Source organism: Ruegeria sp. BJ3 (assembly GCF_056535665.1).
In genome coordinates this window covers 714,591-734,777 of sequence record NZ_JBQFIT010000001.1, presented here as the reverse complement: position 1 = coordinate 734,777, position 20,187 = coordinate 714,591, and the positions used below count along the sequence as shown (strand labels likewise).

Here is a 20,187-nt window from a genome sequence, read left to right as displayed (position 1 = left end):
TGATCACTCGCCCAGTGCGATCCCTTCTCGACGGGGATCGGCTCCGCCGTGCAGACCGTCGCGGATTTCGATGGCATGAAGGCCCGAGGTCAGATCCCGCGCGTTCACTTCAAAGCCCAGCTCGCCCAACATGTCCGCAAAGCCTTCGGCGCTTGTGCCGACCTCGACATCATAGGTCCCGAAACGGTTCACCAGATGAGGAAGGGCGACCGCCTGCTGGACGTCCATACCCCAGTCCGCCCAGGCAATGATAGACTTTGCGACATAACCGATGATCCGGCTGCCACCCGGAGACCCGATCGCCAGAATCGGAGACCCGTCTTGCATGACAATCGTCGGACTCATTGAGGAACGGGGGCGTTTGCCCGGTTCGATCCGGTTGGCAATCGGAACCCCGTCCCTGTGGGTCCGGAAGGAAAAGTCGGTCAGTTCGTTGTTCAGCAGAAAGCCGTTGGTCATCAGACGCGAACCAAAACCGTTCTCGATTGTCGTGGTCATCGAAAGCACGTTTCCATAGGCGTCCACGATCGAAATATGGGACGTCGACGGCAGTTCGATCGAAGCATCGTCGGCCCAGTTCAGCGCGTGGTCAAACTCAGGATTTCCCGGCGCAACCTCGGTCAACGCCCCAGCGTCATTCAGCAACGCGGCACGCTCGGCCAGATAGGCCGGATCGATCAGGCCCTGCGTCGGCATCGGAATGAAATCACTGTCGGCCATGTAGCGACCGCGATCCGCGAAGGCCAGGCGCGAGGCATCGCCGATCAGCCGCCACGCTTCGGCGCTTTCGGGACCCATCGCCGCCAAATCGTAATTGTCGAGAATGCCAAGGATCTGTCCAACCGTCAGCGCACCCGAGGACGGCGGACCCATCCCGCAGACCTCATAGCTACGATAGGCGGCACAGATCGGCTCGCGCTCGATCACTTGATACAACGCCAGATCAACTCCGGACAGAACCCCCGGGTTACCCGGAGCGTTTCGGACAGTCCGCACGATGTCCGCCGCGATCTCTCCTCCATAAAAGCCCGCAGCCCCTTCGGATGCCAGAACGCGCAGAGTCTCGGCATAGTCTGGGTTGGAGACGCGCTGACCCTGCGCCAGCGGCTCGCCGTCCGGCAGGAAGTAGTTGGCCGTGTCAGGGAAGCGTGCCAGACGTTCAGCGTCGGCCTGAATCAAGCCCGCCAGCCGCGGCGAAACGACAAACCCCTCGTCAGCCAGGCGGATACCATCCTCGAACAGACCGGGCCAGGGGCTGCGCCCCCAGCGCCGATGGGCTTCCTCCAACAATGCAGGCGTACCGGGTGTCCCGACCGAAAGCCCGCCAACAACCGCGTCAAAAAATTTGAGCGGCTCGCCGCTTTCGTCCAGAAACAGGGTCGGGCTTGCCTCTCTCGGCGCGGTTTCTCGCCCATCCAAGGTGGTCAGGCGTCCGCTGGCCGCGTCGTACCAGACCAGAAAGGCACCCCCGCCCAATCCTGAGGACTGCGGTTCGACCAGGCCCAAGACAACCTGAACGGCGACCATTGCATCCGCTGCCGTTCCGCCGGCAGCCAGAACCTTGGCACCCGCCTCGACGGCCAGCGGGTTGGCCGCCGCAACCATCCAGGTTTCAGCTTTGACAGGCACGCCGTCGGCCTTGGCCTTCAGCGCGGCGATCACCTCGTCGGTCAAGGCCTGAACTTGGCCGTCGGATGCACCCTCGGGCGCGACCTCATCGGCGGTTTGCTGGGCAATCACTGGGTTCGCCAGGGTCAGCGCGCAGGCCACAACAGTAGGGAACCAATTGGAGCACATAAAAAACCTCCTTATCCAAATACTGAATCTGACAGTGCACGGCACCGTGCTGCCCCGCAACCATGTGCGGGGACGACCGCCAAAGACGGCAAAGCTCTGCCTTGCAAACAGCAGGAGCACGTATGCCTTGGCGTTTTCTTACAACATCGCGGGAACGACCTGATCAGGCGGCCGGTGCCCGTCTTCAAACGTCTTGATATTGATGATGACCTTTTCGCCCATCTCGATGCGACCCTCGAGCGTCGCCGACCCCATATGCGGCAGCAGCACGACATTCGGCAGCTGCCGAAGTCGGGGATTCACGTCGGTTCCGTGCTCGTAGACGTCCAGCCCGGCACCGGCGATCTCGCCCGCCCGGATCATCCGCGTCAACGCGTTTTCGTCCAACACCTCGCCCCGCGACGTGTTCACGATGACCGCCGTCGGCTTCATCAGCTTTAGACGTCGCGCGTTCATCAGATGAAATGACGACGGCGTTGATGGGCAGTTGATCGAGATCACGTCCATACGCGCCACCATCTGATCGAGGCTTTCCCAATAGGTCGCCTCAAGATCCTGTTCTATTTCGGGACGCAACCGGCGGCGGTTGTGGTAGTGGACCTGCATTCCGAAGGCCCGGGCGCGGCGCGCGACGGCCTGTCCGATCCGCCCCATACCCAGAATGCCCAGACGCCGGCCTCCTATCCGCCCGCCAAGGAATGCCGTCGGCGCCCAGCCGGTCCAGTCCCCCTTTTGCATAACCGACAGACCCTCGGGAATCCGACGGGTTACGGCAAGGATCAGCGCCATCGTCATGTCGGCGGTATCGTCGGTCAGAACACCCGGCGTGTTCGAGACCAGGATGCCGCGCTGACGGGCCGTCGCGACATCGATATGGTCGACACCGGCGCCATAATTCGCAATCAGCCTCAGCCGCTCTCCGGCTTGGCCCAAAACACCCGCGTCGATCGTGTCCGTGATCGTCGGAACCAGCACATCGGCCTGTTTGACCGCCTCGACCAACTCGTCGCGCGTCATCGGTGTGTCGGTGTCCCGCAAACGGACGTCGAACAACTCGCTCAGACGTGTCTCGACCACTTCGGGCAACCGTCGCGTTACAACAACACTCAGACGTTCTCTTGGCACTTCAGCCCTCCTACCGCTTTGCATTCCGATGCGCGTCATGGCATCGTGGCGCAGGATCAGCCGGGGCACAAGAACCCCATGGGCATCGCCCCAACCTTTTTTGAAACACGGCAGACAGGCAAATCAGCGGGCAGGCAGTGAGTGCTTTCTTGAGGGCGAAACGCCCAGTTCTGGCATTTCTAATCACGCTTCTGTTCCTGACAGGCGCAATCGCGCACGCGCAGGAAAAACGCGGGCAGGTGACGAACCTGCCTTTGCCGCGCTACGTGTCGATGAAGGCGGCCGAGGCGAACGTACGCCGCGGCCCTTCGCTGACTCATCGTGTTGACTGGGTTTTCAAGCGCCGCGGCATGCCACTTCAGGTGACGGCCGAATACGGCAACTGGCGCAAGGTTCAGGATCGCGACGGGGCTGGCGGATGGGTCCACTACGCACTGTTGTCAGGTGTCCGCACGGTTCTGATTGAATCGGACATGCTGCCGGTCTATGCCAGCCCCGACCCCAAATCCCCGGTCAACGCTCATTTCGAAACAGGCGTCGTGGCCCGCTTGGGCACCTGCACGGTGGATTGGTGCCGCATTTCGGCCGGTGGCTATCGCGGCTGGACCCTCAAAAGCAATCTTTGGGGCGTGGAGCCCGACGAAATCCGAGAATGAGACCGCTGCTCAGGCCGTCTCGCGGATGAAGGCCAGAACCGTTTCCGCAAGTTCCAGGGGCACGTCCTCCTGAAGGAAGTGACCGGCTTTCGGCACCACAACATGGTTCTGTCCCGCCGCACCGGGACAAAGTTTCTGAAAAACCCCATCCACCCCGGCCATAATCCTGTCCTCAGCACCAAAAGCCGTCAGGACAGGGGTTTGCAGACCGCGGATAACGTTCCAAGCCTGTCGGTTCGGTTCAGACTCGGGGTCGTCGGGGCGGTCAGGCACCAGCATCGGAAATTGTCGCGCCCCCGCCTTGAAACGATCGTCAGGGAACGGCGCGTCATAGGCGTCGACCTCGTCCTCGGTCAGCTTTGAAACCGTTCCGCCGTAGACGATGCGGCCGGCGCGGAAATCCGGCACCTCCTGGCTGAACTGTCGCCAGGCGGCAAACGCCTCGCCCAAGGGCTGGTCCCCGGTTGGTAAGGCCGTGTTGGCGACAACGACCCGGGCGAACCTGTCCGGCATCTCGGCCCACAGGCGCAACCCGATCAATCCGCCCCAGTCCTGACAGACCAGAGTGATGTCCCGCAGATCGAGTTGACGCAGAACGTCACCCATCCAGAAGACGTGGCGCGCATAGGTATAGTCGCCGCGCTCGACGGGTTTGTCGGATCTGCCGAAACCCACAAGGTCCGGAGCGATGACCCGATGACCCGCGGCGGCGACTGGCGGGATCATATGACGATACAGAAAAGACCAACTGGGTTCGCCGTGCATCATCAGTACAGGAACTGCCTTGCGCGGCCCCTCATCAAGATAGTGGACCCGCAACGCGCCGCCTTCAGTATCATCCACCTCAAGGTAGTTGGGTGCGAAATCATAGTCGGGCAGATTTTGGAACCGTTCGTCCGGTGTGCGCAACGCCTTCATACTCTGATCTCCCATGGTTTTTTGGCAGGCTAGCATTCCTGGCCCGCGACGATAGGGTGAACGTCACGACGCGACAAACCGGAGCCGCCATGAAAGCCGTCACCTATCAGACATTTGGACCCGCCGCTGATGTTCTATCCATTCAAGAACTGCCGGATACACCCCCGGGCCCGGGCGAAGTGACAGTTGCGCTGGCCTATTCCGGAGTGAACCCTTCGGACGTGAAGGCACGTGCGGGGGCACGGCCCGGGATCACCAAGCCGCCTTTCCCGGTAATCGTGCCGCACAGCGACGGTTCAGGTGTCATCTCGGCTGTCGGGCCAGGCGTTCCGGACTCGCGGGTGGGTCAAAGGGTCTGGATCTGGAACGGCCAGTGGGGCCGTGCGTTCGGGACGGCCGCAACCCAAATCACCCTGCCCTCGGAACAGGCTGTTCACCTGCCCGACACGGTCGCGCTGCAAACCGGTACCGTCCTTGGGATTCCCGGCCTGACCGCCAGCCACACCGTGTTTTCCGGTGGCCCGGTATCGGGTAAAACCCTGCTGGTTCACGGTGGTGCAGGGACGGTCGGATTCCTTGCCGTCCAGTTGGCCAAATGGGGCGGAGCAAAGGTGCTGGCCACAGCCAGTCCACGCAACTTCGAACGTGTGACAAAGGCCGGAGCCGATGCGGTACTGGATTACACGGCGACCGATTTGCCGGCACAGATCCTGGACGCCAATCAAGGGCGTCCGGTCGGTCGCATCGTCGATGTGGAGTTTGGCCAAAACGTCGAAACCAATGTTGCAGTTATCGCCGAAAGCGGCAGAATCAATGCGTATGGCTCGGCCCAGAAAATGACGCCGACGCTTCCGTTTTACCCGCTCATGTTCAAATCGGTGACGTTGGAAATGGTTCTGGTGTATCTGCTGCCGGCCGATCTGCGCAACGAAGCGATCGCGAACCTCCACCACGCGCTGGCCGACGGCGCGCTGAACTGCCCGATCCAAAAGGTCTATTCGATGGAAGAATGCGCCGCCGCACACCGTGCGGTCGAGGCCGGAAACCGAACCGGAGCGGTGCTGTTGGAGACCAAATAGATCGCCGCAAAAAAATTTTCGCGGGCCTCGATTTTTTGCGGGAAAGCACTTGAACACCGTCACCAACAATCGTAGATAGCCGCTCACCGTTGGGGTGTAGCCAAGTGGTAAGGCAGCGGTTTTTGGTACCGTGTATCGTAGGTTCGAATCCTACCACCCCAGCCACTAAATCTCTGAAAATCGTTGGATCAAGAGATTGGGCACTATTCATTTCGAACAGTGTGCCACAGTAATTGGGATCTGTACGGCAAAGCGCAAAACGACCTGCGCAAAAATTCCAAACGTTGAAGAGCCACCTATTTTGGCTCCAAATACTGCATGTTGATCTGGGGTTCGGCGAGCGTTGTTCGCTGCGCAAGTCGCGAATCGACCGCTTTCGGCTCGACATCAATCCATCTAGAGTTGTGAATATACAAGAGGTTTCAAAGAATTGAAGTGGTGCCCGGGGGCGGAATCGAACCACCGACACGAGGATTTTCAATCCACTGCTCTACCCCTGAGCTACCCGGGCACGGGAACGGCGTTTGCCGTTGGGTGCAGGCCTTCTATGACTTGCCAAACGCGGTGTCCAGAGGCTTTTTCAGATTTTTTCAGTGCGGGCGATCCTTGATTTCGACGGCATCCTGAATCTCATCATCAAGGTCATCCTCGCGCTGCGACGGAACCGCATAGGAGCCGTTCAGCCACTTGGCCAGATCGATATCGGCGCAGCGTTTCGAGCAAAACGGACGAAACTGTTTGACCGTATCTTCTCCGCAGATCGGGCAGCTCATCTCAGGACCTCCGACAATGGGATACGGCCGCGTTTTCGCTGCAATTCGAAATGCCCCAGCGGCGTCCAGCCGGCGAGGATCGTTTCTTCGCTGTCAGCCCTGAAGGCAGCGCGGAGTGCGGATTCGAATCCGCGCCGGTCTTTTTTGGGCATCGGCGCAAGGTCGAGCGTGATCTGCCCGCCCAGCCCGCGCACGCGCAGGGCGCGCGGCAGTTCCTTGGCGCAGGCGAAATTGGCCTTTGTTCCCGCAGCCAGCGAGCCATCCGAACCAGTGTTCACATCCACGGCCACCAACGCCCGGGTGGGTTCGATATACATATGCGCCCCACCCGCCAAAGGATGGGATGCGCCACGTGCGGCGTCCAGCGCCTCGAGCACGCCATGGTCCGCGAACCCGCCCGCCTGGGTCGAGACCTCGGCCGGCTCCACCCATTCGCGCCAGGCGAGAACATGCGGTCCGTCGCCCTCGGACAGCGTTTCCGGTGCGTCTCCGGTGTCGTTCACGACCTGCTCGGCCAGCGCCCGCATGGCGGCGATGTCTTCGGCAATTTCATCGGCATCCGCGCCCCAGCAACCGGAGCGCAGGATCAGACCGAAGGGGCTGCCGTCCATCTGCTCATGGGCAATCACCAGCAGCCGGTCGCGCTCATCATCATCGCGGATCGAGCGGGAGATGTTCAGCCCGGGCGCGTCCGGCGTGACGATGGCATAGCGGCTTTTGAACAGGATGCGGTTCGTCACTGGCAAGGCTTTGCCCGGTTCGGCATAACCCGTGACCTGCACCAGCAGCATCTCACCCTGCGCCAACCCTTTGACCTGCCGAAGGAAAGCCGGACCATCCGGCGTTGTCAGGAACATCCCGCCCTGCCCTTTGATCGCCCGCTCGGCCCGGGCCCGGTAGATGGTTCCGGGGGCGGGCGCATCGGCAGCGATCAGGAAATCATCCAGTTTGCCATCCACCATCAGGGCCGCGGCTTCGCGGCCTTGAATGTGATCCAGAATGATCGTTCGACCTTTCATGATGCCTCGCGATACAGGGGGTAACCGATGCCTTGCAACAGTCCTGCGGTTTCAGACAAGGGCAGCCCGACGATACCGGTGAACGAGCCCGAGATCCAAGGAATGAAGGCGCCCGCGGGCCCTTGGATGGCATAGGCACCGGCTTTGCCCTGCCAATCGCCGGTAGCGAGATAGGCGTTGATTTCCACGTCCGAAAGTCGCTTGACCTTGACCTGGCTGACCACGTCACGCTGCAACATCCGATCGCCGCGACGCACCGCGACCGAGGTGATCACACGGTGGCGACGTCCTGAAAGGGCATGCAGAAATTCGGCTGCCTGTCCCGCACCCTCGGGCTTGCCCAATATGCGTCGACCCAGCGCAACCGTCGTGTCGGCGCACAGGACGATATCGTCCGGGGCCGCCTTCACGGCATGCACCTTCTCGCGGGCAATGCGCGCGCAATACGGCAGCGGAAGCTCGCCCCTTTGGGGGTCTTCGTCAATGTCAGGGGCAGAAATGGCGTCGGGCTGCACGCCAAGCTGAGCCAGCAGGTCCAGCCGTCTGGGGCTGCCCGATCCTAGAATGAACGCCATTGCGGCAGGCGTTACTTGAAGCGGTAGTTGATCCGACCCTTGGTCAGATCATAGGGGGTCATCTCGACCTGAACCTTGTCGCCGGCCAGAACACGGATGCGGTTTTTGCGCATCTTGCCTGCCGTATGTGCGATGATCTCATGGCCGTTTTCCAGCTCGACCCGAAACGTCGCATTAGGCAGGAGTTCCTTCACGACACCGGGAAATTCGAGCGTATCTTCCTTGGCCATGTTGTCTCCATCTTTGCGTTGCCCTGCAGAATCCGCAGGTGGCGCTTAAATGAGCCTATTTCGGCCTTATTTCAAGGGTGGAATCACTTAAAGGCGCGACATTGTGACCGATTCGACTCGGGGCGTCTGCTCGGTCCAGTGGGATCGGTTCAGGACATGGCCATCCGCCCGAACTTCGGCGATCGCCGACAGATCGACGTCTGCGTAGGTCCAGCCGGGCTGGTTGAGCACGCCTTCCGACAGCACGCCGGTTTGTGGAAAGCCCTTGTCCGGCGGGCCGAAAACGCCTCCGGTCCCGGTGTTTGCGTCCACGGACTGGGACCATTCATTGTTACCCACCAGCGACGCCATGACCGTAACGCATTGATTCTCCAGCGCCCGTGCCATCGCGCCGATGCGGACCCGCCAATAGCCCGACAGGGCCTCGGTACAAGACGGTACAAGGATCACGTCGGCCTCTGACAGGGCGCGGCCCAGCAGGGGAAACTCGCTGTCATAGCAGATCAGAACGCCGATCCGGCCCAGCGCCGTCTCGAAGATCTTCAACGGTCCGCCCGGCGCGATGTCCCAGTCTTCGCGCTCGAACCGGGTCATGATCTGCTTGTCCTGATGATCCTGCGCGCCCGAAGGGGCGTAGAATTCGGCCCGGTTCATCGGGCGGCCTGAGCCGGCCTGAACCGGGGCGGATGCGCCCAGAATGTACAAATTGTATTCGGCCGAGAGGCACCGATGCAGGATTTGTACATCTTCCATCCGCTCGGATACCGCCTGGATCGAGCGCTCGAGATCCCCCGCAACCTCGGCCCCGGCCAGCGTCGAAAGCTCCATCGCGCCGTACTCGGGAAACACCAGCAGTTCGGCCCCCTGCCCCGCGGCCTGCGAAACCCAAGCGTCCAGCTTGTCTTCGTAATGCGCCCAGCTGTCGAGCCAGTCGAGATTGTAGGCGGCCGTGGCGATTTTCATGATGCGGGTTCCAATGCTGTTCTTGCGAAGAAGTAAATAGCCGTTGTTGCCCGGTGTACAGGCCAATCGGGTTGTTCGCCGCAACAGAAACTATTGGTTCGGTGCATAGCCTTTCAAAGCAAGGGTCCGGGCCGGTAGAGCGCCGGACCCACACCCAATCTGGACATTGCCGATCGGCCATGCGCACTGTGACCCATGTCGCTGATCGATGACCTGGAGCTCATTCTGGAGACTGTTCTGCCAAACGATCCCAGCTTTCAGCGGATCGAAAGGGCGGCGATAGACAGCTGTGTCAGTGACAGTCGGCGATACGCACTTGAGAGCTCGGTCGATGCATTTCTCCTGTCCGCGATGCGCCTTCTGGCACTTCCCAGCAACGGGCACACCCGGCTGATCCCGAATGATGCAATCTCGGTGTTGCCTCTGCGGTTCGTAAGCGTGGGGCGTTCCGTCCAAGTCCTTGGGTCGGCATCGGGGGTGATCGCTCCACAAGGCGCGCTGCTGGCAGTCAATGGCGCTGCTGTAAGCGAAATCGAGGCCGCGGCGGACAAATTTCTGGCGGGAACGCGCCAGAGGAAGCGGGTCATCGGCCCGATTATTCTGGCTTGGCCGCAGGCGTTGGAACGGCTGGGATTTTCGTCCAACGACGGTACGACCGAGTATCATTTGCAGGACGAAAATGGGCAGACAACCAACCTGAAAGTAGCAAATGGAAACACCGTTCCTGCGTCGACGCTCTACCCGAGAAACGAGCGCGGCAAAGCCGATCCAGCATGGGAACCCGAGAGCTTTGTGGAAATTGAGGATTGGCAGGCACTTGGGCTTTTAATTCAACTGCCGAGCTTCTTTGACCCTGACAACGATGCGCTGCGCAAAGCCATATCCGAGGCAGCGGGTCGCGTGCGCGCTTGCTCTGGCAAAACGCTTTTGATTGACGTTCGCGGAAACAGCGGCGGTGATTTTCTTCTGACGATGCCTTTGATCGACGCAATCGCGCAAAGCGCAAGTCAGCGGGTCGTCGTAATTGTCGATAAATTCACGTTCTCCGCCGCGATCGTGTTTGTCGCTATCCTCAAGCATCGCTTGGGTGACAGGCTCAAACTCATCGGGGAAGAAATGGGAGACAGACTGACGTTCTTTGCCGAGGGTGGGTTGCTTGACTTGCCGGCGAGCGGCGCGGTCGTTCGATACTCCACCGCCTTTCACGATTGGAGGACGGGAACGTCTGACGAAACGACACCGCCCGAAATCGCGCGGCAGATCGTGCCCGCGGGGGAATTAAACCTGGATCGGGAATGTGTCGCAGGACCCTTGGGCGCTGGAGCACGAGGAGCGTTCTATCGACGGATCCTCGAAGATTTTCGCGGCTAGACGAACGGCTGTCGGCGCGCGTGCCGGCGGCACAAACAACGCGATAGGGCGGGTTCACAAATCCCTGATCCAGAACTGCAACGGTTTGAGGGTTTCCGAGTCCTCGCCCAGATCCTTCCACGAAAACTGGGCGATAACGCCGGGCAAGGGCGCATAGCCCCGCGCGCGCCAGAACGGGTCGAGCGGCCGGTAGCCGGCTGGCCGCATCGGGTGGTCCGCCGGACGCTGCACGCCGCAGAAGGCGCATTTGGCAAAGCCCAAGGCACGTGCATGGTCTTCGCGCAGGTCAAAGAACGCATGTCCAACGCCCTGCCCCCGATAGTCGGGCAGCAGCACGGATTCGGCACAGTAGAAGATCTGCGACAACTCCAGCCGGGTGCCGTCGAAAGCGGCTGCGAAATCCTCGGCATGGTCGGCCAGCGGCGCGCCGGTCGCGGCCCCGACCAGTCGGTCGCCGTCAAAGGCCCCGACCACGATCGCCCGGTCGCTGTCGCGATAGGATTGCAGGTATCTGCGCTCGTAGGCCAGATCGCCGTCATAGAGATAGGGCCAGTCGCGGAACACCGCGATGCGCAGGCGCGCCACGTCGTCCAGCGCCACCTCGAGCGCCGGCCCCGTCAGCGCGCGGACCTGCGTGACCTCAGCCACCCGACACCTGTTTCACCCAGTCGGCCAGGTTGTAATAGGTTGTCACGCGGGTGATCTTGCCGTCCTTGAGGTCAAAGAACGACCCGGCGGGCAGGCGATAGGACTGACCTGAGGCCGCGGGCAGGCCGGCATCGGTTTCCAGATAGGTGCCGTTGACGATGTATTCGGCGGCGGCGCGGGTGCCGCCCTCGGCCTCGAAGATCACCATGTCGGTCAAGGTCTCGCGATAGCAGCGGTTCATATGCGCGCAGAATTCGGCGAATTTCTCTTTGCCGACGCGGATCTGGCCTTCGTTCACGTGATGGGCCACGTCGTCGGACAGGCAGGCCAGCATGCCGGCCACATCCCCGGCGTTGAAGGCATCGAAATAGGCTTGGACGGTCTGGGTCATGCGATCTCCGTAGGTTTCCCCCAGCGATCCTTCAGGTGTTTGATGATCTGATCGCGGGTCTGACGGTAGTGGTGTAGCTTTTCCTCGCGCGTCTCGCCCAGCCCGGTAGGGTCCATTATTGGCCAATAATCGACATCGAGGTGAAAAACCCGCGTCAGCTCCAGCGCCTTGCGCTGGCTGGCAGGCGACAGGGCCACAATCAGGTCGAATGACCCCAGGTCATCTCCCCATTCCTGCATCTCGTCGAACGACCGCGACCGGTGGCGCGACAGCTCCACGTCGATCTCCTGGCAGACGGCGATGCTGAACCCGTCGATTTCCAGGTCGTTGTGCACCCCGGCCGACTGCACATATGTGCCCGTGCCGTAGAATTTCTTCATGATGCCTTCGGCCATGGGCGAGCGCACCGCGTTGTGGTCGCAGCAGAACAGGACCGAATGCGGCAGAGGCTTCACCCGTCAGCCTCCGAAATGCAGCACGCAGATCAGCGTGAACAGGCGGCGGGCGGTATCGGTGTCGATCTCGGCCTTGCCCTCCAACCGTTCCTGCAGGACTCGGCTGCCTTCATTGTGGATGCCGCGCCGGGCCATATCGATGGTTTCGATCTGGCTGGGCGGCAGGGTCTTGACCGCATCGAAATAGCTTTCGCAGATCTGGAAATAGTCCTTGACCACCTGCCGGAACGGACCCAGCGACAGGTGGAACTCGGCGGCTTTCTGGCTGTCTTCGGTGGTGACGTCGAACACCAGCCGCTTGTCGCGGATCGACAGCTGCACGTGATAGGGGCCGTCGGGCACCAACCGATCGTCGCGTTTGGGCAGGGCAAACGAGTTTTCCTCGAGCAGGTCATAGATCGCAACCTTGCGCTCCTGCTCGATCTCGGGCGTGGGCGGCGGCAGGTTTCGATCGTCCAGTTCGATATGCGAAATGCGGGTCATTGTCATCGACTTCCGTTCAGGTCAGGCCAGACCTAGCGCACCTATGCCCGCGGGACAACGCGGGAAACGGGCTGGACGCAAGGTCAGATGGGGTGCTCGTTGGGGTCGATCCCGTGCTTTCGCAGCAAGGTGTCAACAAGCGAACCGGGATTGATATCGCGATCTTTGAAGATCCTGCGAAACCACGAGCCGTAGAAATGGATCGAGGTTTGGTTCTGCCAGTCCAGGAACTCAAGCTTGTCCTGATCCGGCTCGTTCCACAGTGCCCGATGGCGCAGCGGAACCGCATACAGCGATTTCCGCGAGACGGCCTTGGCATGTTCCGGCGTCGGAAAAAGGTAGTGAAACAACATCGGCGGGCCAAGGCTGAAGATCGGCAGGCTCCAATAGGTCGAGCGCCCGAAGATCTGAAGATAGGCGCGCTGCTGTTCCTCGGGCCACCAGGGCGGCACCAGATCGCCGTCAAAGGCAAAGGCGCACATTTCGGCCAAGGCCGGGCTGTCGCTCGGCAGGGCAAGAACGCCATTCATGATGCGTTGTCGTCTGCGGTTGGCCGCTGGAAACAAATAGCCCTGATCGGTCTGGAAAGGTTTGACCGCATAGGCATCCGCATCCACCCATATCTGATCGGTCTGCTGCAGCAGTTTCAAGCGGAACAGGTCCGCATGTACGGCGACCGACCGCGTGATCGGATCGCGATAGATTTCGGACGCATCGAATACCTCTCGCGCATCGCGGGCCTCAACATAGCCCGGAATGTCCTGCAGATCGCCATAGTGGTAGACGATCGGCTTTTGGTCCAAGTCCGCAAAGGATTTCAGGCACAGATGCTCCAGAAAGCTGAAGCGCTCTCCGATCCAGAGGGTTGCGACACGTTCCAAATTCGGCTCCGGGTTTGTCCTAAGACGTCACCGGTTAAAACGCACGGGTCGGACGACCACCGCAAGTGGTTTTGCACGCGCCGCGGCAGTCGCAAGCCGGATGTGACCCCGCCGCCATGATGCCAAGGTCAACCATTCAGCCGCTTGAGCCGCGCGCCCACGGATAGCCCGTGCGCCTCCAGGCTTTCCGACCGCGCCAATTGCTCGGCCGCCGGGCCGATGGCGCGCAGGGCCTCGGGCGTCATGTGGCTGAGCGTGGTGCGTTTGAGGAAATCCATCACGCTGAGCCCCGACGAAAACCGGGCCGAGCGTGCGGTGGGCAACACGTGGTTCGGGCCACCAACATAGTCGCCGATGGCCTCGGGCGTGTACTGGCCCAGGAAAATGGCGCCGGCGTGGATCGTCTTTTGGCTGAGCGCCACCGGATCGGCCACGCACAGTTCAAGGTGTTCGGGTGCGATGCGGTTCGACAGCGCGGCGGCTTCGTCCAGGTCGCGCACGGTGATCACCGCACCATAGTCGCGCCAGCTGGCCCCGGCGATCGCACGTCGTTCGAGCGTCTCCAGCCGTTTTTCCACCGCTTCGGCCACCGCCCGGCCGAAACCGGCATCATCAGTGATCAGGATCGACTGGGCGCTTTCGTCGTGCTCGGCCTGGCTGAGCAGATCCAGCGCGATCCAGTCGGGGTCGTTGTCCTTGTCCGCGATCACCAGAATTTCGGAGGGGCCGGCGATCATGTCGATGCCCACCTTGCCGAACACCCGCCGTTTGGCCGCCGCGACAAAGGCGTTGCCCGGTCCGGTGATCTTGTCCACCGGCGCGATCGTGTCGGTGCCATAGGCCAGAGCGGCAATCGCCTGCGCGCCGCCAATGCGATAGATTTCGTCGACCCCCGACAGACGCGCGGCTAGCAGGACCAGCGGGTTGACCTGTCCGTCCGGCGTGGGCACCGCGATGGCCAGCCGCTCGACCCCGGCCACCTTGGCCGGAATGGCATTCATCAACACCGAGGACGGGTAGGAGGCCAGCCCGCCCGGCACGTAAAGCCCCGCGGCAGACACTGCCGACCAGCGCCAGCCCAGGGTCGCGCCCGCCTCGTCGGTCCATTCCTGGTCCTGCGGCATCTGGCGTTCGTGATAGGCGCGGATGCGCGCGGCGGCCAGTTCCAGCGCCGCGCGGTCATCGTCGCTGACGGTCGCGATGGCCTGCGTCACCTCGGCGGCGCTAAAGGCCAGAGTGTCCGGCGTCAGTTGCAACCGGTCGAATTTTGCGGTCAATTCGATCACCGCAGCATCGCCACGCGACCGCACGTCTGCGATGATCTGCGCCACGACGGCGTCGACATCGGGGCTGTCTTCGCGTTTGGCGGACAGAAGGGCCAGGAATCCGGTTTCGAAATCGGCGGATGTCGTGTCGAGGAAAACGGGCATTTGCGTACTCCGGGGCGTTTTAACGGGTCTTATCGCCCGCCGGGGCGGGCCTCAACCCTCAGCCCGAGGGGTGCAGCGATTTGCGCAGGGGAAATTGGGGAATGCCGTTCCAGTCCGCGGGCTCTCCCGCCGCGACCCAGCCGTTCCGGCGATAGAAGCCCAGCGCGGTCCGGGTGGACATCAAATGACCCGTGGTGGCCCCGGACAGGGCCAGTTCGGCCTCGAGCCGGGACAGCAACGCCGCACCGACCCGCTGCCCCGCGTGGCCCGGATCGACATAAAGCAGCGAAATCTCGGCCGGTGCGCGCAGCCCGCCGACGGCGACCGCTTGCCCGCTCCGCTCGGCCATCCAGATCTGGGCGCCCGACGCGATCCAGTTGCGAACGGACTGCGGGTCCTTGTTGGCAGTCCACGCTGCGATCTTGTCTGGTTGATTTCCGTGGTCAGCTTCACACAGCCGGGTGATGGAGCGGACCAGAACCCGGCTCAGGCCGAACACGTCGAACACGGTGGCCCGGCGCAGCGACACGCCGGCCCGCCCCTGAGACAGCGCCTGCGAAATGCCACGCTTGTTCTGCATATCAGTCCGGGTGCCGAGGCGCCTTGCCCGAAGGCGCACGATAGGGGCGGGTCACATCCTTGAGCGTTGCATCAACCGCTTCCACCGTCAGACGGATCGCGCCATCCCCGGCCAGAACAAGCAGCACCTCGCCCGTGCCGTCATCCGAAGGGTGGAACTCGATATCAAGAACCGAGAGGATCAGGTCCTTGTCGGATCGATCAACCCCCTGGCTGGACACCGACAGGACCGAGTCGAATACCAGCAGCGACTGCACGCGTTCGAAATCCCGGCCACGGCGCTCGGCTGCTTCCTTGTCCTCCCACCGGAACCGGTTGAGCAGCAAGGCAAAGCGGCGGCGGGCTGGTTGCCAGGTCATTTCGCTGACCGGAAAAACCGCATCCTGCGTCAGCGTTGCGATCACCTTGAGGTCCTCGACATCCAATGCGCCAAGGTTCAGCGGCGCCTCGCGCCCATCTTCGAATGTTGCGTCTGCCATCAGCCCTTGATCCGTTCGATTTTCGCGCCCACGCCTTCCAGCTTGCGGACCACATGCTCATATCCGCGGTCCAGATGATAGACCCGGCTGACGGTTGTTTCGCCCTCGGCCGCCAACCCGGCCAGGATCAGCGAGACCGAGGCCCGCAGATCGGTGGCCATCACCGGCGCGCCTTTCAGGCGCTCGACCCCCGTCACCGTCGCGGTGCCGCCATGCACCTCGATCTGCGCGCCCATGCGCACCAGTTCGGGGGCATGCATGAAGCGGTTCTCGAAAATCCGCTCCTCCAACACCGAGGTTCCCTCGGCCGTGCACATCAGCGCCATCATTTGCGCCTGCAGATCGGTGGGAAAGCCCGGGAACGGCTCGGTCACCACGTCCACGGCGCGCACCCGGCCATTCTTGCGAGAGACCTTCAGGCCCTGTTTCGTCTCGGCAACGTCCACCCCTGCGGCCGTCAGCTTCTCGACGAAGGATTCGACCAGTGACAGGCGGCCGCCCAGCAGTTCGACCTCGCCGCCGCAAATGGCAGGGGCCAGCATGTAGGTGCCCAGTTCGATCCGGTCGGTGACTACCTGGTGCGTGGCCCCATGCAGGCGGTCGACACCCTGGATCTCGATGGTCGAGGTGCCCTCGCCCTCAATCTGCGCGCCCATGCTGCGCAGGCATTGAACCAGATCCACGATCTCGGGCTCGCGTGCGGCGTTTTTCAGAACCGTCGTGCCCTTGGCCAGCGTCGCGGCCATGACGATGTTTTCCGTGGCACCCACCGAGGCAAAGCGCATTTCATGCACCGCCCCCTTCAATCCACCTGGCGCCTTGGCGTGCAGGTAGCCGTCCTTCAACTCGATTTCGGCGCCCAGGGCTTCCAACCCCTCGACATGCAGGTCCATCGGCCGCGCCCCGATGGCACAACCGCCCGGCAGCGACACCACGGCTCGCCCGAAACGCGCCAAGAGCGGCCCCAGAACGAGGTTCGAGGCACGCATCTTGCGCACGATCTCGTAGTCCGCCGTGTGACTGGTCAGATCATGACTGGACATCGCCAGAACCTGCCCGTCCTGCAGGGCCGACACCTCGGCCCCCAGCGACTGCAGCAGCGCGGTCATGGTCTTGATGTCACTCAGACGCGGCGCGTTGGTCAGCGTCAGCGGATCTTCGCTGAGCAACGTGGCCGGCATCAGCGTCAGGCAGGCATTCTTGGCCCCCGCGATCGGAATTTGGCCGTGAAGCGGCCCGTTGCCCGTTACCAGAATCGAATCCATCTGCTCTTAGTCCTTGTGCTGTCCCGGCCGGTCATCCTGTGCGCTGCGCGCCTTGGCCTGCGCCTTGCGCCGCGCCAGGTTTGCCTTGAGGGCAGCCTTGAGCCGATCTTCGCGCGCGGATCCGGATTGTCCGTGTTTTTTGGGTGATTTTTTCTCTGCCATGATCTTTCTCTACAGGAGGCGAAAAAAACCGTCCAGAGACCCTTGCGCCCCGTTTCGTTTGAGTCTAATCACCCGCCCACAGCGCTGCTGTAGCTCAGAGGTAGAGCACTCCCTTGGTAAGGGAGAGGTCGAGAGTTCAATTCTCTCCAGCAGCACCATCTGCTTTTTTGCGCCTGAGATACCCTCCAACACCTTGAAGGGAAAGGAAATTTCGGGAGTTCGATAGCCTTGATTCCGACTATACCGAAGAGGCTCCGCGAAGGCCAAACGGAGCACCGTTTGACGTGTGGCGTAGTCGCCATTTTTATAGATATTCCAAGGGCTTGATAGGAATTGAAGCGATAGTTCGATAAATTCCTCCAGCCGTCCCTTGGGCGGCAACGCAGATGCCTCTTTTTCGGTCAGCACGAACTTCTCACGCTCTAGCTTTGTCAGGCGTGTCTCGTAAGCGCTGATCACGCTGGGGCTAGTTGCCTCCACGATGCGATCCAGAAGGCTCTCGATCTGCTTCTCAACCGCTTTGAGCTGACGCTTGATTTCCCCTTGGGATGCCGTAACGGACTGGAGGCGAGCATTCCAAGCGTCCTCGAACATCACACGGGCAAGCGTGAAGAGTTGCTTCGTCGGCTGCATGGTTTTGAGGATGTCCGCAAAGCCGTCTTCGACCTTGGCACGCGGAATCGACTTCCGTTTCGACCGACAGCCCCGCGTGTCGCACAAATAGTAAGGGTAGTGCTTGCGGCACCCCTTCGACCAACAAGCGGTCATTGGCTTGCCGCAGTCATCGCAGTGTACGAAGCCTCGTAGCGGGAAATCTTCATTAAAATCCTTTCGCGCAGCGGGCCGCGCTCGGCCAGCAAGTGCCTCTTGGACACGTTCAAAGGTTTCGAAGCTGATCAATCCCTCATGCTCTCCCTTTCGGACAGAGATACCCCATTTAGGAGCTTCGACGTATCCGGCGTAGACGACTTTCTTCAGCAGTCGCGAGACCGTCATCGGACGGAGCCGCCCGTCAGGGAGGTCTTTCGGGAAGTGCGGGCATCGCTCGAAGAAACGCTGTACTTCAGCTTGCGAGGCGAAGCGCCCATTCGCAAAGCCCTCTAGGGCTTCTCGGACAGTCGAGGCGAGCGGTTCATCTGGGACGAGCACCTTGCCGCCACCACTTTTTGCCGAGACGTATTTGTAGCCGACCGGAGCGCGGAAAACCCAAAAGCCGTTTTCAACGCGCGCCTTCATCTTCTGCATGACTTGTCGGCGATTTTGTTCGCGCTCAAGTTCTCCTTGAGCCGCGATAATAGTCTCAATGAATTTGCCCTCTGGCGTATCTTCGAACTTAAAATTCAGACATTCCACGAGTGCGCCGCGCGCCTTTAAGGCCTGGCGCAGCTTAATGTGCATTTCGGTCTCGCGCGCAAAACGCTTGAGATCGTCAAAAATCACCACATAATTCTTGTCAGGCTGGGCATCGAGGTAGCTTAGAAGTGCTACCATGCCTGGACGTTTCATGAAGTCACCGCCGCCCGACGCATCGTCGGGGAAGACAGCGTCTACGTCATAGCCCTTCATATCCGCATATTCGCGGCATCGATGTTCCTGGCTTTCCAGCCCGCTCCCTTCCAGTTTCTGTTTGGGCGAAGAGACCCGGCAGTAAATCACTGCCTTTAGCTGGGTCTCCTCTTTCTTGTTCGCAATGGCCATGGGGCCTCCTTTCAATCTCTGGCGGGCCGCGATCACGTATCATCGCTGGCACGCTCGAATTTCTTGCTCAAAGTATTTACAGGCTTGGATTCATTAGAATCCTTGTTGCCTTGCACATCAAGTTCTTGCTGGTGTTTTCCACAGACTTCTTGCGCCGGATGGACGCCAAAGCCGAGGTCCACGAAGGCGACGATGATGCGCCAGAGAGCTTGCATGATCTCTTCTTTCTGCGCGTCAGTCAGAGAAGGATCATCAAGATAGGCTTGGTATTTGGCCGTATCGATCTCCAGACTTGGCTTTGCTGCCGCATCTAGCGTGAAGCGAACATCCTGGCCTTCATCGTGTTCATTCATGGCCGCACCCTCCTTTCCCACCATAGGCGTGCGATTTCCCGCACCCGCTACTCGCGGATGTGCATCATTGCCGTCATGCCCTTGAGGTGCCCCACGCTGAACAGCGGAGGCGGAAAGCAGAGCGTCATTCGAGACGCTTTGTCCTACTTTCATTTTACCATTGTTCGGGCCAATCCCGCAAATTTCCTCAGTCATCGCCTTCATTTCCATTGTCATTCCCTTTCATGTTCGTGGCCGCGAAAGCTGCGAGCCGTTTCAAAATCTTCACGACCTTTTCGGGCCGTTTGTCGGAAGCGCGTGCGCATGTTGCGGACTTGCGTACGCCGTTCTTCGATGGTCTTGTCTTGCGCCTCGCGGCGCAGATTCTCATCGTCGATATCCCTCACCAGCTCAGGCCTGTCGGGCTGCTCCAGCGCCATCCATTCGAGAGCTTCCTTCGTCTTGATCCCCGTTTCAGCCACACGGGACGGATCGGGGAGACCCTCTCGCCGGACACGTGCCTCTTTCGAGGCCATCCGGTCGAAAGCATCTTTGGGATCACCGATCATGATCGCGGCCTCGGCTTCGGGTGCGGTTTTCCTTTGGCCGTTCACCCTGGCGCAGTTCGATCTTACGTTCGCGAATGGCGTCGTGAGCACGTCCGGCCAGATGCTGAAGCGGGAGAAGATCACGCTCGCCGAAGTTGGAAGTGCTTTGCCACTTCCCCTCGGAATCGCGGTAGGCACGGCTAAAGGTGACATTGTGGGAGGCACCACTTTCATGGCGGTTTTCCCAAACTTCCGCGCTCAGCGCATGTTCACGTAGCTTGGCAATAGGGCCGTCTTTTCGGTCTTGGGTCATGGGTCTTCCTTTGTTTG

24 protein-coding genes, 3 tRNA genes and 1 pseudogene are annotated in these 20,187 nt (G+C 61.1%); 5 read left to right on the top strand and 23 right to left on the bottom strand.

Going from position 1 to position 20,187, the window contains the following annotated elements:
• Positions 1-3: 3 nt before the first annotated feature.
• Together ggt and ACR3EL_RS03740 are read right to left on the bottom strand one after the other, a co-directional pair.
• Positions 4-1,797: a gamma-glutamyltransferase gene (gene ggt, locus ACR3EL_RS03745; protein WP_170337464.1), complete on the bottom strand. Its 1,794-nt coding sequence runs from the start codon at positions 1,795-1,797 to the stop codon at positions 4-6.
• Positions 1,798-1,935: 138 nt separating this feature from the next.
• Positions 1,936-2,922: a 2-hydroxyacid dehydrogenase gene (locus tag ACR3EL_RS03740; protein WP_170337463.1), complete on the bottom strand. Its 987-nt coding sequence runs from the start codon at positions 2,920-2,922 to the stop codon at positions 1,936-1,938.
• Between the two features lie 182 nt (positions 2,923-3,104).
• On the opposite strand from ACR3EL_RS03740, the gene ACR3EL_RS03735 reads away from it, so the two are divergent.
• Positions 3,105-3,578 carry an SH3 domain-containing protein gene (locus tag ACR3EL_RS03735; RefSeq protein WP_260066315.1) on the top strand — a complete coding sequence of 158 codons (474 nt, stop codon included), beginning with the start codon at positions 3,105-3,107 and terminating at the stop codon, positions 3,576-3,578.
• Between the two features lie 9 nt (positions 3,579-3,587).
• On the opposite strand, the gene ACR3EL_RS03730 is transcribed toward ACR3EL_RS03735, so the two are convergent.
• On the bottom strand, positions 3,588-4,496 hold the full coding sequence (locus ACR3EL_RS03730) for a haloalkane dehalogenase (RefSeq protein ID WP_170368863.1): 909 nt from the start codon (positions 4,494-4,496) through the stop codon (positions 3,588-3,590).
• A gap of 89 nt (positions 4,497-4,585) precedes the next feature.
• Here ACR3EL_RS03730 and ACR3EL_RS03725 point away from each other — a divergent pair, with 89 nt between their 5' ends.
• Together ACR3EL_RS03725 and ACR3EL_RS03720 are read left to right on the top strand one after the other, a co-directional pair.
• Positions 4,586-5,575 (top strand): NADPH:quinone reductase, encoded by a 990-nt coding sequence (locus ACR3EL_RS03725; protein WP_170368864.1) that lies wholly within the window; start codon positions 4,586-4,588, stop codon positions 5,573-5,575.
• A 90-nt stretch (positions 5,576-5,665) separates the two neighbouring features.
• Positions 5,666-5,740, top strand: a tRNA-Gln gene (locus ACR3EL_RS03720).
• Between the two features lie 271 nt (positions 5,741-6,011).
• On the opposite strand, the gene ACR3EL_RS03715 is transcribed toward ACR3EL_RS03720, so the two are convergent.
• From ACR3EL_RS03715 to ACR3EL_RS03690, 6 genes are all read right to left on the bottom strand, one after another.
• Positions 6,012-6,086: transfer RNA gene (locus ACR3EL_RS03715), tRNA-Phe, on the bottom strand.
• Positions 6,087-6,165: 79 nt separating this feature from the next.
• Positions 6,166-6,348: a DNA gyrase inhibitor YacG gene (locus tag ACR3EL_RS03710; protein ID WP_170337460.1), complete on the bottom strand. Its 183-nt coding sequence runs from the start codon at positions 6,346-6,348 to the stop codon at positions 6,166-6,168.
• The gene (locus ACR3EL_RS03705) at positions 6,345-7,367 is read right to left on the bottom strand and encodes a ribonuclease E/G (RefSeq protein WP_170337459.1); all 1,023 of its coding nucleotides are present in this window, start codon (positions 7,365-7,367) and stop codon (positions 6,345-6,347) included. The genes ACR3EL_RS03710 and ACR3EL_RS03705 overlap by 4 nt, the downstream gene beginning before the upstream one ends.
• Positions 7,364-7,942 carry a Maf family protein gene (locus ACR3EL_RS03700; protein ID WP_170337458.1) on the bottom strand — a complete coding sequence of 193 codons (579 nt, stop codon included), beginning with the start codon at positions 7,940-7,942 and terminating at the stop codon, positions 7,364-7,366. Before ACR3EL_RS03700 ends, ACR3EL_RS03705 begins: the two co-directional genes overlap by 4 nt.
• A gap of 11 nt (positions 7,943-7,953) precedes the next feature.
• Complete coding sequence (gene infA / locus ACR3EL_RS03695) at positions 7,954-8,172, bottom strand: translation initiation factor IF-1 (RefSeq protein ID WP_005978431.1); 219 nt, start codon at positions 8,170-8,172, stop codon at positions 7,954-7,956.
• Between the two features lie 87 nt (positions 8,173-8,259).
• Complete coding sequence (locus tag ACR3EL_RS03690; RefSeq protein ID WP_170337457.1) at positions 8,260-9,135, bottom strand: carbon-nitrogen hydrolase family protein; 876 nt, start codon at positions 9,133-9,135, stop codon at positions 8,260-8,262.
• A gap of 195 nt (positions 9,136-9,330) precedes the next feature.
• On the opposite strand from ACR3EL_RS03690, the gene ACR3EL_RS03685 reads away from it, so the two are divergent.
• Positions 9,331-10,506: a S41 family peptidase gene (locus ACR3EL_RS03685; protein WP_170368882.1), complete on the top strand. Its 1,176-nt coding sequence runs from the start codon at positions 9,331-9,333 to the stop codon at positions 10,504-10,506.
• 54 nt (positions 10,507-10,560) lie between these two features.
• On the opposite strand, the gene ACR3EL_RS03680 is transcribed toward ACR3EL_RS03685, so the two are convergent.
• From ACR3EL_RS03680 to ACR3EL_RS03635, 10 genes are all read right to left on the bottom strand, one after another.
• Positions 10,561-11,154: a GNAT family N-acetyltransferase gene (locus ACR3EL_RS03680; protein WP_170337455.1), complete on the bottom strand. Its 594-nt coding sequence runs from the start codon at positions 11,152-11,154 to the stop codon at positions 10,561-10,563.
• The gene (locus ACR3EL_RS03675; protein WP_170337454.1) at positions 11,147-11,545 is read right to left on the bottom strand and encodes a ketosteroid isomerase-related protein; all 399 of its coding nucleotides are present in this window, start codon (positions 11,543-11,545) and stop codon (positions 11,147-11,149) included. Before ACR3EL_RS03675 ends, ACR3EL_RS03680 begins: the two co-directional genes overlap by 8 nt.
• The gene (locus ACR3EL_RS03670; protein ID WP_093962858.1) at positions 11,542-12,000 is read right to left on the bottom strand and encodes an arsenate-mycothiol transferase ArsC; all 459 of its coding nucleotides are present in this window, start codon (positions 11,998-12,000) and stop codon (positions 11,542-11,544) included. The genes ACR3EL_RS03675 and ACR3EL_RS03670 overlap by 4 nt, the downstream gene beginning before the upstream one ends.
• Before the next feature lie 3 nt (positions 12,001-12,003).
• Entirely contained in the window at positions 12,004-12,483 is a 480-nt protein-coding gene (locus ACR3EL_RS03665; RefSeq protein WP_093962859.1) for a UPF0262 family protein, read from the bottom strand.
• A gap of 83 nt (positions 12,484-12,566) precedes the next feature.
• Positions 12,567-13,364, bottom strand: coding sequence for a glycosyltransferase family 32 protein (locus tag ACR3EL_RS03660; protein ID WP_170337453.1), 798 nt, complete (start codon positions 13,362-13,364; stop codon positions 12,567-12,569).
• Positions 13,365-13,492: 128 nt separating this feature from the next.
• The gene (gene hisD / locus ACR3EL_RS03655; RefSeq protein ID WP_170337452.1) at positions 13,493-14,794 is read right to left on the bottom strand and encodes a histidinol dehydrogenase; all 1,302 of its coding nucleotides are present in this window, start codon (positions 14,792-14,794) and stop codon (positions 13,493-13,495) included.
• Positions 14,795-14,852: 58 nt separating this feature from the next.
• Entirely contained in the window at positions 14,853-15,374 is a 522-nt protein-coding gene (locus ACR3EL_RS03650) for a GNAT family N-acetyltransferase (protein WP_170337451.1), read from the bottom strand.
• 1 nt (position 15,375) lies between these two features.
• Positions 15,376-15,852: a DUF2948 family protein gene (locus tag ACR3EL_RS03645; protein WP_170337450.1), complete on the bottom strand. Its 477-nt coding sequence runs from the start codon at positions 15,850-15,852 to the stop codon at positions 15,376-15,378.
• Entirely contained in the window at positions 15,852-17,117 is a 1,266-nt protein-coding gene (gene murA / locus ACR3EL_RS03640) for a UDP-N-acetylglucosamine 1-carboxyvinyltransferase (protein ID WP_170337449.1), read from the bottom strand. Before murA ends, ACR3EL_RS03645 begins: the two co-directional genes overlap by 1 nt.
• A 6-nt stretch (positions 17,118-17,123) precedes the next feature.
• A complete protein-coding gene (locus ACR3EL_RS03635; RefSeq protein WP_170337448.1) occupies positions 17,124-17,279 on the bottom strand; it encodes a hypothetical protein in 156 nt (51 codons plus the stop codon).
• An 83-nt stretch (positions 17,280-17,362) separates the two neighbouring features.
• Between ACR3EL_RS03635 and ACR3EL_RS03630 the strand changes: the two genes are divergently transcribed.
• Positions 17,363-17,437: transfer RNA gene (locus ACR3EL_RS03630), tRNA-Thr, on the top strand.
• Between the two features lie 550 nt (positions 17,438-17,987).
• Here the strand turns inward: ACR3EL_RS03630 and ACR3EL_RS03625 are convergent.
• The 4 genes and pseudogenes from ACR3EL_RS03625 to ACR3EL_RS03610 all read right to left on the bottom strand — a co-directional run.
• A pseudogene (locus tag ACR3EL_RS03625) lies at positions 17,988-18,977 on the bottom strand (recombinase family protein); the annotation flags it as partial.
• Positions 18,978-19,009: 32 nt separating this feature from the next.
• A complete protein-coding gene (locus ACR3EL_RS03620) occupies positions 19,010-19,540 on the bottom strand; it encodes a hypothetical protein (protein ID WP_480720474.1) in 531 nt (176 codons plus the stop codon).
• A gap of 2 nt (positions 19,541-19,542) precedes the next feature.
• A complete protein-coding gene (locus ACR3EL_RS03615) occupies positions 19,543-19,878 on the bottom strand; it encodes a hypothetical protein (RefSeq protein WP_480720472.1) in 336 nt (111 codons plus the stop codon).
• Positions 19,868-20,170, bottom strand: coding sequence for a hypothetical protein (locus ACR3EL_RS03610; protein ID WP_480720470.1), 303 nt, complete (start codon positions 20,168-20,170; stop codon positions 19,868-19,870). Before ACR3EL_RS03610 ends, ACR3EL_RS03615 begins: the two co-directional genes overlap by 11 nt.
• Positions 20,171-20,187 lie beyond the last annotated feature (17 nt).

Coding starts and splice junctions, on each gene's coding strand:
- murA (WP_170337449.1), bottom strand. CDS start 17,117: ATGGATTCGATTCTGGTAACGGGCAACGGGCCGCTTCACGGCCAAATT.
- ACR3EL_RS03650 (WP_170337451.1), bottom strand. CDS start 15,374: ATGCAGAACAAGCGTGGCATTTCGCAGGCGCTGTCTCAGGGGCGGGCC.
- ACR3EL_RS03665 (WP_093962859.1), bottom strand. CDS start 12,483: ATGACCCGCATTTCGCATATCGAACTGGACGATCGAAACCTGCCGCCG.
- ACR3EL_RS03635 (WP_170337448.1), bottom strand. CDS start 17,279: ATGGCAGAGAAAAAATCACCCAAAAAACACGGACAATCCGGATCCGCG.
- ACR3EL_RS03725 (WP_170368864.1), top strand. CDS start 4,586: ATGAAAGCCGTCACCTATCAGACATTTGGACCCGCCGCTGATGTTCTA.
- ACR3EL_RS03615 (WP_480720472.1), bottom strand. CDS start 19,878: ATGATCGGTGATCCCAAAGATGCTTTCGACCGGATGGCCTCGAAAGAG.
- ACR3EL_RS03730 (WP_170368863.1), bottom strand. CDS start 4,496: ATGAAGGCGTTGCGCACACCGGACGAACGGTTCCAAAATCTGCCCGAC.
- ACR3EL_RS03700 (WP_170337458.1), bottom strand. CDS start 7,942: ATGGCGTTCATTCTAGGATCGGGCAGCCCCAGACGGCTGGACCTGCTG.
- ggt (WP_170337464.1), bottom strand. CDS start 1,797: ATGTGCTCCAATTGGTTCCCTACTGTTGTGGCCTGCGCGCTGACCCTG.
- ACR3EL_RS03620 (WP_480720474.1), bottom strand. CDS start 19,540: ATGGAAATGAAGGCGATGACTGAGGAAATTTGCGGGATTGGCCCGAAC.
- ACR3EL_RS03685 (WP_170368882.1), top strand. CDS start 9,331: ATGTCGCTGATCGATGACCTGGAGCTCATTCTGGAGACTGTTCTGCCA.
- ACR3EL_RS03610 (WP_480720470.1), bottom strand. CDS start 20,170: ATGACCCAAGACCGAAAAGACGGCCCTATTGCCAAGCTACGTGAACAT.
- ACR3EL_RS03710 (WP_170337460.1), bottom strand. CDS start 6,348: ATGAGCTGCCCGATCTGCGGAGAAGATACGGTCAAACAGTTTCGTCCG.
- infA (WP_005978431.1), bottom strand. CDS start 8,172: ATGGCCAAGGAAGATACGCTCGAATTTCCCGGTGTCGTGAAGGAACTC.
- hisD (WP_170337452.1), bottom strand. CDS start 14,794: ATGCCCGTTTTCCTCGACACGACATCCGCCGATTTCGAAACCGGATTC.
- ACR3EL_RS03675 (WP_170337454.1), bottom strand. CDS start 11,545: ATGACCCAGACCGTCCAAGCCTATTTCGATGCCTTCAACGCCGGGGAT.
- ACR3EL_RS03645 (WP_170337450.1), bottom strand. CDS start 15,852: ATGGCAGACGCAACATTCGAAGATGGGCGCGAGGCGCCGCTGAACCTT.
- ACR3EL_RS03690 (WP_170337457.1), bottom strand. CDS start 9,135: ATGAAAATCGCCACGGCCGCCTACAATCTCGACTGGCTCGACAGCTGG.
- ACR3EL_RS03705 (WP_170337459.1), bottom strand. CDS start 7,367: ATGAAAGGTCGAACGATCATTCTGGATCACATTCAAGGCCGCGAAGCC.